This window comes from Caulobacter sp. 602-2 (assembly GCF_011043625.1).
Classification (GTDB): domain Bacteria; phylum Pseudomonadota; class Alphaproteobacteria; order Caulobacterales; family Caulobacteraceae; genus Caulobacter.
Genome location: NZ_JAAKGT010000001.1, coordinates 17,737 through 33,245, shown reverse-complemented (window position 1 = coordinate 33,245; position 15,509 = coordinate 17,737). Strand labels below are relative to the sequence as shown.

The window sequence follows — 15,509 nt, the reverse complement described above, 5'->3', positions numbered from 1 at the left end:
GTCGGTCCCCTCAGTAGGTCAGGCCGTAGTGGATCGGGTAGAGCGGCTTTTCGCTGTCGTGCGGGGCGTCTTCCGCCTGTTGTTCGACCGCGGCCATCGACGAGGGCAGCTCGAACGGAAGCTTGCCGCGCGCCTTGGCCTTTCCGGTCAACGCATCAAGCAGCGCTTCGTCGCTGGAGCCGAAGTCGCCAACCAGGGCCGCGGCCTTGTCGCGGACGTTGGTCAGGATCGCCGGGCGGTCGAGATAGACGCTGACGATGGTCGGAACCTTGGCCGAGGCGGCCTTGATGGCCTCGTAGTCGGCCGCGCCATCCTTGAACGACAGGTCGCCCTCGTGCTGGCGCACCCCGAAGGTGTAGTTCGGGTGCAGGGTTTCGAACGGGGTCTCGACGCGGATGATGGCCAGGTCCGCCTGGGCCAGATCCGTCACCGGCGTCAGGCCGTAGGCCTTGGCGACGTCGGGCGAGACGCCCTTGAGCCAGACCTTGCGACCGGCGGCCTTCAGCGGCAGCAGGCCGTTCTTGTTCTCCAGCAGCGTCAGCGCCGCGCTCTGGGCCGCCCTGCCCTCGGCGACGAAGGCCTTGGCGCCGGCGATGGCGTCGGCGGCCTTGGGGTCGACATAGGGGTTCTCGAACAGGCCCTGCTCGAACTTGACCAGCAGGATGCGCTTCACGGACTCGTCGATGCGGGCCTCGGTGATCTTGCCCGCCTTCACGGCGGCCACCAGCTCGGCCGTGTCCTCGACGCCGCCGAACTGGTCCAGACCCGCGTTCACGCCCTTGGCGTAGCGGTCGACCTTGGCCAGGTCCTCGACGCCCCAGGCGGTGGAGAAGCCCTCGAAGCTGGGCGTCACGCCGGCCGGGAAGCCGTTGCGGCAGGTCTCGCCGCAGTCGTTGGTGATGGCCCAGTCCGACAGCACGACGCCCTTGAAGCCGTGCTTGTTTCGCAGCAGGTCGGTCAGCAGCTGCTTGGAGAAGCCGGCGGCCACCGGTTCCAGCGGCTGACCTTCCAGGGCCACGTCCCGCAGGATGGCGTAGGTGGGCATCACGCCGACGACGCCGGCCGCGAAGGCCTCGTCGAACGGTTTGACGTGCAGGTCGAACTGGCCCTTCGGGAAGACGGCGTAGCGACCGTAGCTGTTGTGGCCGTCGAAGCCCTTGGCCGAGGCGCCGTAGCCGACCCAGTGCTTGACCACGGCCGAGACGCCGCCGGTCGCCAGGCCCTCATCTCCGCCCTGGAAGCCCTGGACATAGGCCTTGGTCATCTTGCCGACGAGATCGGCGTCCTCGCCGAAAGTGCCGTTGGTGCGCGACCAGCGCGGCTCGGTCGACAGGTCGGCCATCGGCGACAGCGCCTGGTGGATGCCGACGGCGCGATACTCTTGCCGGGCGATGTCGCCAAAGCGCTTCGTCAGCGCCGCATCGCCGATGGCGGCAAGGCCCGGGGCCTCAGGCCATTGTGAGAAACCGCCGGGGGCGACGCTGGCGCCGGCCGTGAACTGGAAGTGGTGGCGCGGGTCGGTGCTGATCGTCGCGGGCACGCCCAGGCGGCCCTTCTCGGCGATCGCCTGGATGGCGTTGTTCTGCTGGGCCAGGAAGCTCGGCGCGCCGGCCAGGCGGGTGATGAAGGTGGTGACGTGACGGTCCACGACCAGGGGCGCGGCTTTGGCCATGTCGTAGCCCGAGCCGATGCCGGCCACACCCATCGGGCCGGTCGCCGGCAGGGTGCCGTGCATCATCTGGCCGGCCTTCTCGTCCAGCGTCATGCGCGCGGTCAGGTCGGCGGCGCGGACCTCGGGCGAAAGCCGCCAGTCCTCGTAGGGCGAAAGCTTTCCGTCGCGGTCGAGGTCGCGGAACTTCAGGCCGTCGACGGTGATCGTCTTGCCCTCGCGCACGCCCAGTTCGGGCTGCTTGGGCGCCGCCTGGGCCGCGCCGCCGAGGACCGCGGCCGAAGCGGCCAGGAGCAGAAGGCGTCGGGTGAGGATCATCGGCTAAACTCTCGTATCTACTCGAAAAAGAAAGGCGCGCCCGACGGGCAGGGGCCGCCGGGCGCGAGGGGGAGTGAGGAGGTTAGAAAGTCACGCCGAGGCGCAGGCCGTAGGTGCGCGGCGGCGCGTAGAACTCGCCGGCGCCGTTGGTGGCCAGGCCCGTGGTCGAGTTCGGCGCCGAGGCGGTGCGCACGTCGTCGTCCTCGAGGTTGCGGACGTAGCCCTGCAGGGTCCAGCGGTCGTCGGGGCTGGCGTAGGTCAGGCTGACGTCCGTCTTGGTGAAGGCGCCTTCCTTGTTCTCGGCAAAGCCGTGGTACTCGAGGTTCTTGCTGGTCTCGTAGTGGGTCTGGATCCGCCCCGTGAGGGTGCCGCCGAAGCTGGGCTCCCAGATGTGCTGGTAGCCGAGATTGAAGGTCCACTCGGGCGTGCGGGCCATGCGGCAGCCCGAGAAGTCGGTCGAGCGCGGAGCCGCCGTCGCGTAGTTGGCGGTGTAGCAGGCCGCCACCGTGGCGTTGGCGTTATTGTTCGAGAACGAGTCCCCGCGCGGCAGCACGAAGTCGGTGTACTCGGCGTGCAGCCAGCCCAGGGTCGCATCGATCCGGTCATGCTCGGTGAGCGCCAGGTTGGTCTCGAACTCCAGGCCGTAGATCTTGGCCTTGTCGGCGTTCAGGGTGACCGTGGCGTCCTGGCCGCCGATGGTGCCCAGGGCGCTGACCTGGAAGTCGCGGTAGTCGTAGAGGAACGCGGTGGCGTTCACCTGCAGGCGGTTGTCGAGGAAGCGGTTCTTCACTCCGGCTTCGTAGGAGGTGATCTTCTCCGGCGCGTAGACGTTGTCGGCGATGCCGTCGTAATAGCCGCCCGCCTTGTAGCCGGTGGCGACGTTGGCATAGAGCATCGAGGTCGAGGTCAGGTCGAAGTCGGCGCCCAGCTTCCAGTTGGTGGCGTCCCACTTGGCGTCGGCGACGTTGGCCACCACGGTCGAGACGATCGCACCCGCCGAGTTGGTCAGGTAGGTGCCGCCCACTCGGCCCTTCTTGTCCTCGGTGTAGCGCAGGCCGCCGGTGACGCGGAACCGGTCGGTGACCTCGTAGGTCGTCTGGCCGAAGACGGCGATGCTTTCGGCCGTGATCTGCGGCTGGATGAACGACAGGTACGAGTTGGTCGCCAGGAACACGCGGAAGTCGACGTTGTTGTCTTCCGTGAAGCGATAAAGGCCGACCACCCACTTCAGCTTGCCGGTGTCGCCGCCCAGACGCAGTTCGTGCGACCAGGTGTAGTCCTTGCCCAGGAAGTAGTTCGGCGCGCCGGTGCTGGCGTTTTCGCCGGTGCGGTCGAGCTTGGAGAAGTTGTAGCCGACCAGATAGGTCAGGTTGGCGAAGCCCAGGTCCCAGTTGGCCTCGGCGCCGGTGCTGAAGAAGCGGTTATTGCGATAGAGGTTGGTCGAGCAGTAACAGGTCCACGGATCGCCGGTGACGCGCGTAGTGCCGTAGGTGCCGTCGCCGCCGCCCGCGCCGCCCTGGTGCAGGTAGTCGGCGTTGACGATCAGCGAGAAGCTGTCGCTGGGCTTCCACAGCACCCGCACGCGGGCCGACTTGTCGTCCTGATCGTAGCGGTCGTTGCCGCCGGTGCCCGGCCCCTGGTTGATGGCGTTGACGTAGCCGTCGTGGCGGCTCTGCTGGAACGAGGCGCGCACGGCCAGGGTGTCGCCGATCGGCACGTTGATCAGGCCCGAGGTGGTGACGGCGCTGTAGTTGCCGACCTCGATCGAACCCGCGCCCTCGTACTCGCCCAGCACCGGCTTCTTGGTGATGACGTTGATGGCGCCGGCGGTGGCGTTGCGGCCGTAGAGAGTGCCCTGCGGGCCGCGCAGCACTTCCACCCGGTCGATGTCGTAGAAGAGCGCGCCGACCGAGGTGGAGCGGGCCTGGTAGATGCCGTCGATGTGGTAGGCGACGGCCGGATCGCCGACCTCGGTGGTGTTGGTGCTGCCGATGCCGCGCAGGAAGACCTGGGCCGCGCCCGAACCGCTGGAGGTGATCTGCAGGGCCGGCACCTGGCTGGCCAGGTCGACCACGGTCTTGACCCCCTGGGCTTCCAGCTTGTCGCCGGTCACCGCCGACACCGTCAGCGGCGTCTTCTGCAGGTTCTCGCTGCGCCGCTGGGCGGTGATGACCACCTCGTCCAGCGCCACCGGAGCGTCCTGGGCGAAGGCTGCGGGCGCGTTGAAGCACACGACCGCCAGGGCGGCCGACGTAAAGAGCATGGTGCGCATGTTGTTCCCCTTTCCTGCGCGGACCGGTGACGGCGCCGAGGCGTCGTTCCAGCCAGGATCCCGGCGCCGCAGCGGACGTCGGGCGATGTTTCCTCCACCCCTTGTCCCGGGGTTTGAGCTCCGTTTCGCCTCGGAATGTCCCGATGACGACAACGTTGTCGTAGATTGACACCACGATACGACAACGTTGTCTATGCCATTTTCAGAAGACACCGCTGTCTAGATTTTCCACCCACGAAAGCGGGAAATCAGTGGATCATAATGCCGGCAATGTGCGCAGAGCGCGCAATACAAACCTCAACCCGTCCGCGAGTTACCGCTAGCGCGAGGCCGAGGATCCACGCTCGACGATATGGTAGTCGAGCTGGCGAGCGGCGGTCCGGCTGCGGAAGCGGGGGTCGCCGAATCCTTCGATCAGCATTTCGGTCGCCGCCTCGGCCATCTCGGCGATCGGCTGATGCACGGTCGTCAGTCCCGGCCAGGACGACTCCGCCAGCGGGCCGTCGTCGAAGCCGACCACCGACAGGTCGCCGGGGACCGACAGCCCACGCTTAGAAGCGGCCGACAGCACGCCCATGGCCATGGAGTCGTTGGCGGCGAAGATCGCGGTCGGCGGCTCGGGCAGTCCCAGCAGCCGGTCGCCGGCCTCCAGGCCCGACAGCGGCATGAAGTCGCCCGGCGCGATCCATTCGGGCTTCACGCGCGCGCCGCGCTCGGCCATGGCGGTCATGTAGCCCTCTCGGCGGCGACGGGCCGAGCCATGGTCGGCAGGACCGTCGATGAAGCCGATCCGGCGGTGGCCGAGATCCCAGAGCCTGGCGGTCATGTCGTGGGCGGCCTGCTGGTCGTCCATGAACACGTAGGGCGAGCGGCCGAAGTCGCGATCGGGCGCGACGCGCACGTAGGACAGCCCCTGGGCCTCGATGATGGCCAGGATCTCCGGGTCGTCGCAGACCGGCGGGGTCAGGACGAGGCCGTCGAAGCGTCCGGCCTTCAGGGCCTGCTCCAGCCCCGGCCCCCTCGCCTGCCCCGGATCGTCGACCTGCTCGATGACCATGTGATAGCCGGCCCGGCGGCAGGCGCGCATGGCCCCGACCTGGACCTCGCCGACATAGTGATAGGCGCCCACCCGCATGAAGACGACGCCGATCAGGTAGCTGCGGCGGCTCGACAGCGAGCGGGCCGAGACGTTGGGCCGATAGCCGAGCTTCTCGATCAGGTCCTCGACCCGCGCCCTGGTGGCCGGGCCCACGCCCTCCTCGCGGTTGATGACGCGCGACACCGTCTTGATCGAGACGCCCGCCTGCTTGGCGATATCGACGATGGTGATGTCGCTCATGCGTGCGTTCGGCCCTTCCGCGCCCGGCAGTCGGCGCGACGCCCTGTGGTAGCGGGCGCGCCGATCCTCCCGCAAGTCCGTGGCCGCGTATCGCGGGCCGCGCCCAACGATACAAGGCGGATACATAGCGACAAATTGCAGACGCGTTACGCCTGCAAAGCTGGCTCATGGGCCAGGATCCGCAACGATTCCGTACTTTTCGGCGACCATCGCCGGCTGTTCGAATCGACGAGGCATGTCCGCGCCGCAACCATGGAGCGGAACCTTGAGCCCGCCTCCCGCGCCAGGCGCGCCCCAGACGCCGCCGCGACGTCATGACGCGCGCCGCCGGCCTCTCGCCCTGCCCGCGGCCGGGACGCGGACGCTTTCGCCATGTCATAACCGGGAGCCTATGACCCCCGACGCCTCGATCACCGAGACCGCGACCGTCCTGCTCGTGGAGGACGACGACGTCCTGCGCCGCGAGATGGCCGCCTATCTGGCCGCGCAAGGCTATGCGGTGCGCCAGGCCGGGGCCGTCGAGGCCGCCCGCGAGATCCTGGAAGCCCACGCCGTCGACGTCGTCGTGCTGGACGTCAACCTGCCCGGCGAAGACGGCCTTTCGCTGTGCCGACAGCTGGCTCGACCCGACGGCCCGGCGATCCTGATGCTCAGCGCCATGGGCGAGGCCGTCGACAGGATCCTGGGCCTGGAGCTCGGCGCCGACGACTACGTGGTCAAGCCGATCCCGCCGCGCGAGCTGCTGGCCAGGGTCAAGGCCCTGATGCGCCGCCGGGCCGCCGCCGGTCCGCAAGGCCGCAACCCCAAGCGCAACACCTACGCCTTCGCCGGCTTTCGCATGGACCTGTCGGCCCGGCAGCTGACCGCGCCCAACGGCATGCTGCTGCTGCTGACCCGGGGCGAACTGGCCATTCTTTCGCTGCTGCTCGACAACGCCCGCTCGGTGGTCTCGCGCGAGGACCTGCTGACCGTCATCCGCGGCGAGGCCGCCGAGACCGTCGGTCGCGGCGTCGACCTGCACATCAGCCGCCTGCGCCGCAAGATCGAGGCCCAGTGCGACCAGGAACTGATCAAGACCTATCGCGGCGTCGGCTACGTGCTGGACGCCAAGGTGGTGATCGAATGAAGCGCCTGATCGCCCAGCTTCGCCGCCCCGACGCGCCGATCGCCCTGCGCATCGTCTGCCTGCTGGTCGGCAGCCTGGTCGTGGCCCAGCTGGCGACCATGGCGCTGACCCTGCTGCTGCCGCCCAAGCCGCCCGAGCAGCACAGCCTGGCCGACATCGCCGCCGGCCTGAAGGGCGCCGCCATCGACACCGCCGCCAGCCGCCCGCTGGTGCGCACGCTCGAGGACGAACCGCCCAGCCTCAACAGCCCCGGCTGGGTCGCCTCGGAGCGCTCCAGCGCCGATCTGGCGCGTCTTCTGAACGCCGATCCGGACGACGTGCGCCTGCTGTTCTACGCCCCGCCGCCGTTCGCCGGCGCCGGCGTCGCGCGCCAGCGGGCCGAGGCAGGCCCCTCGCCGCTGACCTTCCTGTTCACCTCCTACGCGCAGGCCCAGCCGATGGCCGGCCCCGGCGGGTTCCCGCGCCCGGCCCCGGGCGTGCGGCCGTCGGTGGGCCCAGGCTCGGTCGGCTTCCCGGTCAACGCCGTTCCCAACGTTCCGATGTCGGGCGGGACCTGGCGTCCGGGCCGCGGACCGCAGGGCGCGACGCGGGCCGACTACCGTCCGCCGGGCGGCGTGATCGGCGACGCGCGACCGTCGGGACGGCCCGGCCAGGCCTTCCAGGGCGCGCCGGGTCGCCCCGACGGCGCCGGCCAGGCGATGGCGGGGCCGCCGCGGGTGATCCCGCGCCTGGCGCCGCGGCTGTCGTCCGATCCGCTGTTCACCGCGCCCTTCCGCACCTCGACCTTCGTGGCCGTCTCCGAGCCTGCCGAACCGGTCGCGGCCCCCGCGCCGCCCGCGCCCGAGCCGATGACGACCCATGCCGTCGTCGCGCCGCCGACGCTGACTCCCCGGGCCCGCCCCGTGGTCGAGACGGTCGCCGCCGCCCCGCATCTGGCGGCCCCGGCCGCGGCGTCCAGGCCGGTCGTCGCCGAGGCCAAGCCCCAGCCGCAGGGCCGCGCCCTGCCCGCCCCCGTCGCGCGCGGCCTCTTCGGCCTGGCGCCCGCGCCCTATATCGAGGGCGACTTCGTGGCCGCCCTGCGCGTGGCCGACGGTCGCTGGGTGACCCTGCAGCCCAAGCCCGAGGGCTTCCCCAACAGCTGGCAGCGCCGCGTGCTGCTGTGGTTCCTGGTCTCGTTCGCCATCGTCGGGCCGGTCGGCTATCTCTTCGCCCGCCGCCTGGTCGCGCCGCTGGCCGGCTTCGCCGACGCCGCCGAGGCCCTGGGCCGCGACCCGTCCTCGCCGGTGCTGGCCGCCCACGGCCCGGCCGAGATCGGCCGCGCCGCCCGCGCCTTCAACCAGATGCAGGCCCGCCTGACCCGGTTCATCAACGACCGCACGGCGATGATCGGGGCCATCTCGCACGACCTGCGCACGCCGCTGACCCGCATGCGCTTCCGGCTCGAGCGCGCCTCGCCCGCCCTGCGCCGCGAGATCGGCCAGGACATCGACCAGATGGAGGCGATGATCAATTCGGTGCTGGCCTTCATGCGCGAGAACGCCGAGGCCGGCGCCCGCCAGCATGTCGACCTGCGCTCGCTGATCGAATGCGTGGTCGACGACGCCGAGATCACCGGCGGCGACGTGGTGCTCGAAGCCGGCGCCGCGCCGCAGGTCGAGATCGACGTGCTGGGCCTGCAGCGGGTGTTCACCAACCTCGTCGACAACGCCGTCAAGTACGGCGACAGCGCCCGGGTGCGCCTCTATGTCGACGCCGACGAGGCCGTGACCGAGATCCGCGACCGCGGCCCCGGCATGAGCGAGGACGAACTGGGCCGCGTGTTCACGCCCTTCTACCGCAGCGTGGCGGCCCGCACCTCGACCAAGCAGGGCGTCGGCCTGGGCCTGGCCACCTCGCGCACCACCGTCCGCGCCCACGGCGGCGAGATCCGCCTGTCCAACACCGGCGAAGGCCTGATGGCCCAGGTCCGCCTGCCGCTGGCCGCCCAGCGCGGCGGAACCCGCGAGCCGCCGGCGATGCTGGAAGCGGCCGAGTAGCGGTTTCTGGAACCTCCCCCACGGGGGGAGGTTCCTTGAGGGCTGATCGCGGCGCCGGCGCTGGCCCCCTCCGGTCCTCCGGGCCACCTCCCCCAGAGGGGGAGGATCTGTTGGCGGCGCCTCCCCCCAAGAGGGGGAGGTTCCTGGTTAGAACGTGTCCTTGCCCAGGTCCTGGCCGCGCTTGCCGGCGGCGGGCAGGTTGGCGCGGGCTTCTTCCAGGACGTCGCCGATCAGGGCCAGGTTCTGGATCGTGGCCAGGCCCCATTGCGAGGAGGCGTTGGTCGAGATGCGCGGGATCTCCTCCATCGGCTCGATGACGGCCGGGCCGTCGACGCGGCGCTTGGTGGCGATCGTGCCGACGCCGAGGCCGGCGTCGCCGCTGAAGTATTCGCGCCAGGCTCGCTGGGCCAGGGCCGGGTCCTTGCGGTGGAAGGCGGCGTAGGCGGTCAGGCGCGAATGGCCTTCCTTGAGGTTGCGGCCCTTGGCCGGCGCGCCGGTCTTGGCCCGGAATTCCGCATCCGAGGCGTTGTAGAACTGGCAGTAGTCCAGCCAGGCCTCGCGATAGCGCGGATTGTCGATCAGCTGGAACAACTCGGAATGCACCTCGACCGCGCCGAACACGGCGTTGAGGTGCGAGACGCTGACGGTTTCGCCCTTGCCCAGGAACTTGCCGGTCTTCAGGTCGAAATCCGTGCCGCCAGCGAACCACTGCTGCTTCATGGCCGCGATAGTGTCCATGCCGGCCACGATGCGGTCGCGCCAGCGCCTGTCGCCCGTACGCTCCCACTCGGTGAGCCAGGCCGCGGCGAAGGCGCTCCAGCTGGTGCCGAAGCCCATGTCGACCACGCCCGGCGGCCGCGAGGGCTGGGCGCCCGGCAGCTTGCGGCCGATGTCGACGCGGGTCAGGCTCTCGTCGGAGTCGATCAGGGCGTGCATCAGGTCGCCCACCCGCTCGTCGGCGGTCAGGTAGTAGTAGTAGCGGCGGTAGGCGGCGTTGGAGACGCGCGGCTGCTTGGAGCTGTCGGCCCAGTGCTGCACGCCATGCCGCGTGCCCAGGCCCCGGTAGGGGCCGATATGGCAGACATCGACCTCGCCGGTATGCCGGGTCATGGCCTCGGCCAGGCGGAAGACGTCGGCGCGGCCCGAGCGCACGAACGACAGCCACAGCCACAGGTCCGGCGACAGCTCGGAATTGGCCCAGGCGAAGCCGCCGATGTCGTAGCGCCAGACGTGACGGTCGCTGTCATAGGTGTGCATGACGTCGCCGTGGTTCCAGAAGCCGTACCAACGGTGCTGCTCGACATCGAGCATGTAGAACGCCAGCAGGCCATCGTTCTGGTCTTCCAGCGCGCGGCGGGTCGGGGTGGAGCGATCGACCAGGCTCCAGTCGCCGAACACCTGCGCCGCCTTCAGGCGGGCGGGCGTGGCGATCAGGCGCGGGGTCTGCCGCAGGCGGCCGGCCATGGCCGCGAAGTCGGGGCGCGAGGGCGTCGTGGGCAGAGCCCAGAGCGTGATCTCGTTGGTGCGGGCGATGCCCAGCGGGCGCCCCCAGTTCTTTTCGTAGTCCTCGTAGGTGATCTCCAGGCCTTCACGCTCGGCCGGGTGATCGTTCATGCCCATGCCGTCGTGGTAGAAGCGCAGGTCCATGGCCGGCGCGTCCGGCGACCACAGCCAGACGGTGAACTCGGCCGTTTCGGTGTGGGCGTTGCGGATATCCAGGCGCGTGGGGCAACGCTTCCAGAAATCGGTCATGGCGAAGGCCACGCCCCCGCTGGCCCCGCCGATATAGCCCAGGCCCGTCGCTCGGCCGCTGGTGATGGCGTCGATCCAGCCGTGACCCGGCTTGGTGCGCTTCTTGATCGCAAAGCCGTCGGAATTGGGCTGGCTGAGGGTGAAGTCGCCCCAGGCCGGGATCAGGTCCAGCCGCTTGGAGACGGTGGGCGCCATGCCCTCCAGCCCCGGGGTCTTCTGGCCGGCGACCTGGGCGTCGCGCCAGGCCTTGCCCGGATCGCGGCGCAGGCCGGTGAGCGGGCGAATCCCCTCGCCCCAGACGCCGTCGTTCTCGCCAGCGAAGCGCACGTGGCGGTCATACAGCGGGTCGGTCATCGGCGCCTGGCCGACGAGGCCCAGGCCCCGGATGAAGTCGCGGTTCTCGTCGCCGTCGAAGACGAAGCTGTGCATGATCCGCAGCGAGCGGCCGCCGGCATAAACGTAGAGGCGCAGGGTGAAGGGCAGCCATGCGCGGCCCGCGCCGCGGTGCTTGCCTTCCAGCTTCACCACCGCGCGGACGGGGCCCTTCTGCTCGACGACCAGGCTTTCGATCTCGCCCTCGAAGCGGGTCTCGGTGACCGGGCCGCTCTCGAAGTCGGGCTTGTCCTGGGTCAGGGCCACCAGGCGCACGTTGCGGACCGTCTCGCGGCCGGCCACGGCGGCGCGGGCGATAATGTCGGCGCCCTTGCGCGGGATCGTCCAGGACTGCTCGCCGCTGATGATCTCGACCGCGTCGGCGGTCTCGCGCACCGAGACGCCGGCGGCCGGCGCGGCGGGCTTGCCGGGAACGACCTTGAGGAAGGGCGCGCGTCCGGCGTCGGCGGGGATGGCGTGACCGGTCCACTTCAGCGAACCGTCGGGCCAATAGGCCAGCGGCCAGGTCTGGACGGGCACGATCTGGCCGTCGGAGCTCGCGACGGTAAGGGCGGTCTTGCCCTTCAGGGCTCCGCGCGGCCAAGGCAGGCCGAAGGTCTGCCCCTCGTGAGCCGCGGGGGGAACATCGTCGAGCCAGCGGACGCCGTCCGCGCCAAGCGGGGTCTGCGGCGCGGCCTGGGCGGCCTGAGCGGATTGAGCGGCGATCGGGGCGACGGCGCCGGCCAGGGCGGCGGTGCGCAGGAAATCGCGACGATTGAAAGGATCCATGGCGGTGCGCCCTCCCGTACCGGGGCGGTCGAGACGCCGCGCGAGCAGCCGTCGCCACCCTTTCATCACCGGAACGGGCGCAGCTTTATTCTCACATAATGGATAGTCAACGCATTATCTGGAATTTTGCGCCTGAGCTGCAAACCACGGTTGAATGCGTTCGAGCGCTTCGCGCACCTCTTGCGTCGAGACCGCGAAACTGAAGCGGATGAAGCGGCGGCCCTCGACCGGATCGAAATCCAGGCCCGGCGCGGTGGCCACCCCCGTCTCGCGCAGCAGGCGCTCGCAGAAGGCCAGGCTGTCGTCGGTCAGGTGGCCGATATCGGCCCAGATGTAGAAGGCGCCGTCGGGCGGGGCGATGGCCGTCAGGCCCAGCGACGGCAGGGCGTCGAGCAGCAGCTGGCGGTTGGCGCGGTAGACGGCGACATGGCCCTCCAGCTCCTCGCGGGCGTCCATGGCGGCCAGGCCCGCGTGCTGGCTGAGCGAGGGGGCGGTCAGGAACAGGTTGCCGACGAAGGCGCGGGCGCGGGCGACAAGGTCGGCCGGCGCGACCAGCCAGCCCAGACGCCAGCCGACCATGCTGAAGTACTTGGAGAAGCTGTTGACGATCAGCGCCGTCGGCTCGAACTCCAGCATCGAGTGCGTGGGGCCGACATAGGACAGGCCGTGATAGATCTCGTCGGAGACGATGCGGATCCCGCGCTCGCGGCAGACCTCGGCGATCGCCGCCAGCTCCTCCGGCGGAATGATCGTGCCGGTGGGATTGGCCGGGCTGGCGATGATCACCCCGGCCGGGGCCGGGTCCAGCGCCGCCAGGGCCTGGGCGGTCAGCTGGTAGCGGCTCTCGGGACCGCAGGCGATCTCCACCGGCGTCAGGTGAAGAGCCTTGAGGCTGTTGCGGTAGGCCACGTAGCCGGGCCTCGCCAGGGCGATGCGGTCGCCGGGCGTGAAGGCGCTGGACAGCGCCAGCACCAGGGCCGGCGAGGCGCCGCAGGTCAGGATCACCTGCTCGGCCTCGAGGGCGACGCCGTAGGTCTCCTGATAGTGGCGGGCGATGCGCGCCTTGAGCGCCGGGCTCTCCCAGTAGCCCATGCCGTCGCTGTCGAGCACCTGGTGGGCGCGGGCGATGGCGGGCGCGGGCGCGCCGGTCGAGGGTTGGCCGAACTCCATGTGGATGATCTGCGCGCCCTCCCCCTTCAGCTGGTGCGCCAGGCGGCTGATGCCGATGGCGTGGAAGGGTTCGATCTCGGCGCGGGTCATCGTGGGGCGGTCCGTCGGAAAACTGCGAGCGACTGCTAGACCGGTTCTCGGCTTTGCGCCATCAACCGGCGCGCAGTCGAGGGCCGGCAAGCGGTCGAGGGGAAGTCAGATGTCCAAGAGCACGCCCGCCACCCTGGCGCTTTCCAAGGCCGGCGTCGCCTTCGAGGTGGCGACCTACGACTACGACCCCAACGCCGAGCGCGTGGGGCTTCAGGCCGCCGAGGCCCTGGGCGTGGATCCGGGCCGGGTGCTCAAGACCCTGATGGCCCAGGTCGACGGCAAGCCGGTCTGCGTGATCGTGCCGTCCGACCGCGAAGTGAGCATGAAGAAGCTGGCGGCGGCCTTCGGCGGCAAGGCCGCCGCCATGATGAAGCCGGCCGACGCCGAGCGCCTGACCGGCTTCAAGGTGGGCGGGGTCAGCCCGTTCGGCCAGCGCAAGAAGGTTCCCACCGCCATCGAGGACGAGGCCTTCGTGCTGGACCGCGTCTACATCAACGGCGGCCAGCGGGGGCTGCAGGTGCTGCTGGCGCCCGCCGACGCGATGGCGGCGGCAGGAGCGATCCGGGCCGCCCTGGTGGCTTAACCCAACTCGTCGTCATCCCGGCCGGAGCGAAGCGCAGAGCCGGGCCCCAGGGGCCGCCGCGTCGCATCGGCCACTGGGAGGCGGTGAACCCAAGCTCGGCGCCCAATCCCCTGGGTCCCGGATAAGCCCTGCGGGCTTTCCGGGATGACGAGCTTGAGGGGCGTTAGAACCGGTAGGTCACGCCGACCTGCGCCACCGGGAAGTACTTGAAGTCCTTGGCGTCGTCGCGGACCTCGGCCTCTTCCTCGCGCAGGCGCTGCTGGAAGGTAGGGTCGTTGGACAGCGTGCCGCCCGAGGCGGTCAGATCAACCTTCGGGCTGTCGCTGAACGACACGCCGGCCATGGCCCGGAAGCCCCAGGCGCCGTCGCGGGTGAAGGTGTTGTCCCAGCCCAGGCCGACGAACGGCTGGGCGTCCGACAGTTCGACGTCGCCGGTGATGGTGCCGATCTGGGCGGGCGTGAAGGTGACGCCGCCGATCTCGGTGTCGCGGGTCGGCGTGCCGGCCAGGTTCAGCTTGCGCTTGCCGAAATAGCTGCCGCCCGAGACGAAGAAGCCGCCCTGCATCGGGTGCCAGTCGAGGAAGACCCCGGCGGTCTTGGACTTGACCTTGCCCTTATAGGCGACGTCGCCGTAGGTCTCGTCGTGGTCGAAGTCGAGCCAGTCGCCGCCGCCGCGGACCACCAGGCTGTCGTTCAGGCGAAACTGGGCTTCGACGCCGAGGCCGGGCGTACCGACATTGGCGCCGACCGCGAAGTTGCCGCCGTCCTGGGCTTGGGCGCCGGCGGCCGCAAGCAGCGCCGCCATCACCGTCGTCGCGAAAAGTCCCGTCTTCATCTTGCGTGTCCCTTGAAGTGCTCGAGGCGTCCTCTAGGGCCGCAAACCCTTATGAAGGCTTGACAGTTCCCATGGCTCAGCTCGCCGCGGCCTCCACGGCCCGCTGCTCGCGCTCCTCGACGGCCCGACGGACGGCCTCCAGGGCCTTGTCGACGACCTCGATCCCGGCACCCTCGGCCACGCCCTCGACCGTGAGGATGCGGCGCCAGGCGCGCGCGCCCGGCAGGCCGTGGAACAGGCCCAGCATGTGGCGGGTAATCCCGGCCAGCCGCCAGCCCTCGGCCAGGTTGGCCTGGATGTAGGGGCGATAGCGCTCGACGGCCTCGAAGGGCGTCACGTCGGGAAGGTCGAGGCCGAACACCCGGCGATCGACCGCGCCCAGCAGGCCCGCCTCGTGATAGGCCGCGCGGCCCAGCATGACGCCGTCGACGTGCTGCAGGTGCTCCAGCGCCGCGTCGACGCTGGGCACGCCGCCGTTGATCGAAATGGTCAAGTCCGGCCGCTCGCGCTTGAGTCGATAGACCAGCGGATAGTCCAGCGGCGGCACGTCGCGGTTTTCCTTCGGCGACAGGCCCTGCAGCCAGGCCTTGCGGGCATGGACGATGAAGGTAGTGACGCCGGCGGCGACGCAACGGTCGACCAGGGTGAACAGGGCCTCTTCCGGATCCTGGTCGTCGACGCCGATGCGGCACTTGACCGTCACCGGAACCTTCACGGCGTGCGCCATGGCGGCCATGCACTCGGCTACTAGGTCAGGCTCGCGCATCAGGCAGGCGCCGAACCGGCCACTCTGCACGCGATCGGACGGGCAGCCGACATTGAGGTTGATCTCGTCGTAGCCGTAGTCCTCGCCGATGCGGGCGGCGACGGCCAGGTCGGCCGGCTCGGAGCCGCCAAGCTGCAGCGCCACCGGATGCTGGTCGCTCGCATAGCCCAGCAGCCGCTCGCGATCGCCGTGCAGCACCGCGCCGGTGGTGACCATCTCCGAATACAGCAGAGCCCGCGACGACAGCACGCGATGCAGCGACCGGCAGTGGCGGTCGCTCCAGTCCATCATCGGCGCGACGGAAAATCTATGCGGTTGGAACTGGGTCATTCTTCTACTGGGATCGAAGCGCCAGGGCGCGGACCGGCCTGTCGGGCGCGAAAACGGCGCCG

At 70.0% G+C, this 15,509-nt stretch carries 10 protein-coding genes; 3 read left to right on the top strand and 7 right to left on the bottom strand.

The window, feature by feature from the left end; all coding sequences use genetic code 11:
- Nucleotides 1–10 precede the first annotated feature (10 nt).
- The 3 genes from G5B46_RS00105 to G5B46_RS00095 all read right to left on the bottom strand — a co-directional run bounded on the left by G5B46_RS00105 (nucleotide 11) and on the right by G5B46_RS00095 (nucleotide 5,598).
- Nucleotides 11–1,987: a glycoside hydrolase family 3 N-terminal domain-containing protein gene (locus tag G5B46_RS00105; protein ID WP_165255055.1), complete on the bottom strand. Its 1,977-nt coding sequence runs from the start codon at nucleotides 1,985–1,987 to the stop codon at nucleotides 11–13.
- Nucleotides 1,988–2,069: 82 nt separating this feature from the next.
- Nucleotides 2,070–4,259 carry a TonB-dependent receptor gene (locus tag G5B46_RS00100; RefSeq protein ID WP_165255054.1) on the bottom strand — a complete coding sequence of 730 codons (2,190 nt, stop codon included), beginning with the start codon at nucleotides 4,257–4,259 and terminating at the stop codon, nucleotides 2,070–2,072.
- Between the two features lie 319 nt (nucleotides 4,260–4,578).
- Complete coding sequence (locus tag G5B46_RS00095) at nucleotides 4,579–5,598, bottom strand: LacI family DNA-binding transcriptional regulator (protein WP_165255052.1); 1,020 nt, start codon at nucleotides 5,596–5,598, stop codon at nucleotides 4,579–4,581.
- A gap of 391 nt (nucleotides 5,599–5,989) precedes the next feature.
- Here G5B46_RS00095 and G5B46_RS00090 point away from each other — a divergent pair, with 391 nt between their 5' ends.
- Both G5B46_RS00090 and G5B46_RS00085 read left to right on the top strand, forming a co-directional pair.
- On the top strand, nucleotides 5,990–6,724 hold the full coding sequence (locus tag G5B46_RS00090) for a response regulator transcription factor (protein WP_165255051.1): 735 nt from the start codon (nucleotides 5,990–5,992) through the stop codon (nucleotides 6,722–6,724).
- Complete coding sequence (locus G5B46_RS00085) at nucleotides 6,721–8,760, top strand: HAMP domain-containing sensor histidine kinase (protein WP_165255049.1); 2,040 nt, start codon at nucleotides 6,721–6,723, stop codon at nucleotides 8,758–8,760. Before G5B46_RS00090 ends, G5B46_RS00085 begins: the two co-directional genes overlap by 4 nt.
- Before the next feature lie 147 nt (nucleotides 8,761–8,907).
- Here the strand turns inward: G5B46_RS00085 and G5B46_RS00080 are convergent, their stop codons facing one another.
- On the bottom strand, nucleotides 8,908–11,673 hold the full coding sequence (locus G5B46_RS00080) for a twin-arginine translocation signal domain-containing protein (protein WP_165255047.1): 2,766 nt from the start codon (nucleotides 11,671–11,673) through the stop codon (nucleotides 8,908–8,910).
- 114 nt (nucleotides 11,674–11,787) lie between these two features.
- Nucleotides 11,788–12,933, bottom strand: a complete 1,146-nt coding sequence (locus G5B46_RS00075) for an aminotransferase class I/II-fold pyridoxal phosphate-dependent enzyme (protein WP_165255045.1) — start codon at nucleotides 12,931–12,933, stop codon at nucleotides 11,788–11,790.
- A gap of 109 nt (nucleotides 12,934–13,042) precedes the next feature.
- On the opposite strand from G5B46_RS00075, the gene ybaK reads away from it, so the two are divergent.
- Nucleotides 13,043–13,516: a Cys-tRNA(Pro) deacylase gene (gene ybaK / locus G5B46_RS00070; RefSeq protein ID WP_165255043.1), complete on the top strand. Its 474-nt coding sequence runs from the start codon at nucleotides 13,043–13,045 to the stop codon at nucleotides 13,514–13,516.
- A gap of 163 nt (nucleotides 13,517–13,679) precedes the next feature.
- On the opposite strand, the gene G5B46_RS00065 is transcribed toward ybaK, so the two are convergent.
- Entirely contained in the window at nucleotides 13,680–14,351 is a 672-nt protein-coding gene (locus G5B46_RS00065; RefSeq protein WP_165255040.1) for a hypothetical protein, read from the bottom strand.
- Nucleotides 14,352–14,427: 76 nt separating this feature from the next.
- Nucleotides 14,428–15,447 (bottom strand): tRNA dihydrouridine(20/20a) synthase DusA, encoded by a 1,020-nt coding sequence (gene dusA / locus G5B46_RS00060; protein WP_165255039.1) that lies wholly within the window; start codon nucleotides 15,445–15,447, stop codon nucleotides 14,428–14,430.
- Between the last annotated feature and the right edge of the window lie 62 nt (nucleotides 15,448–15,509).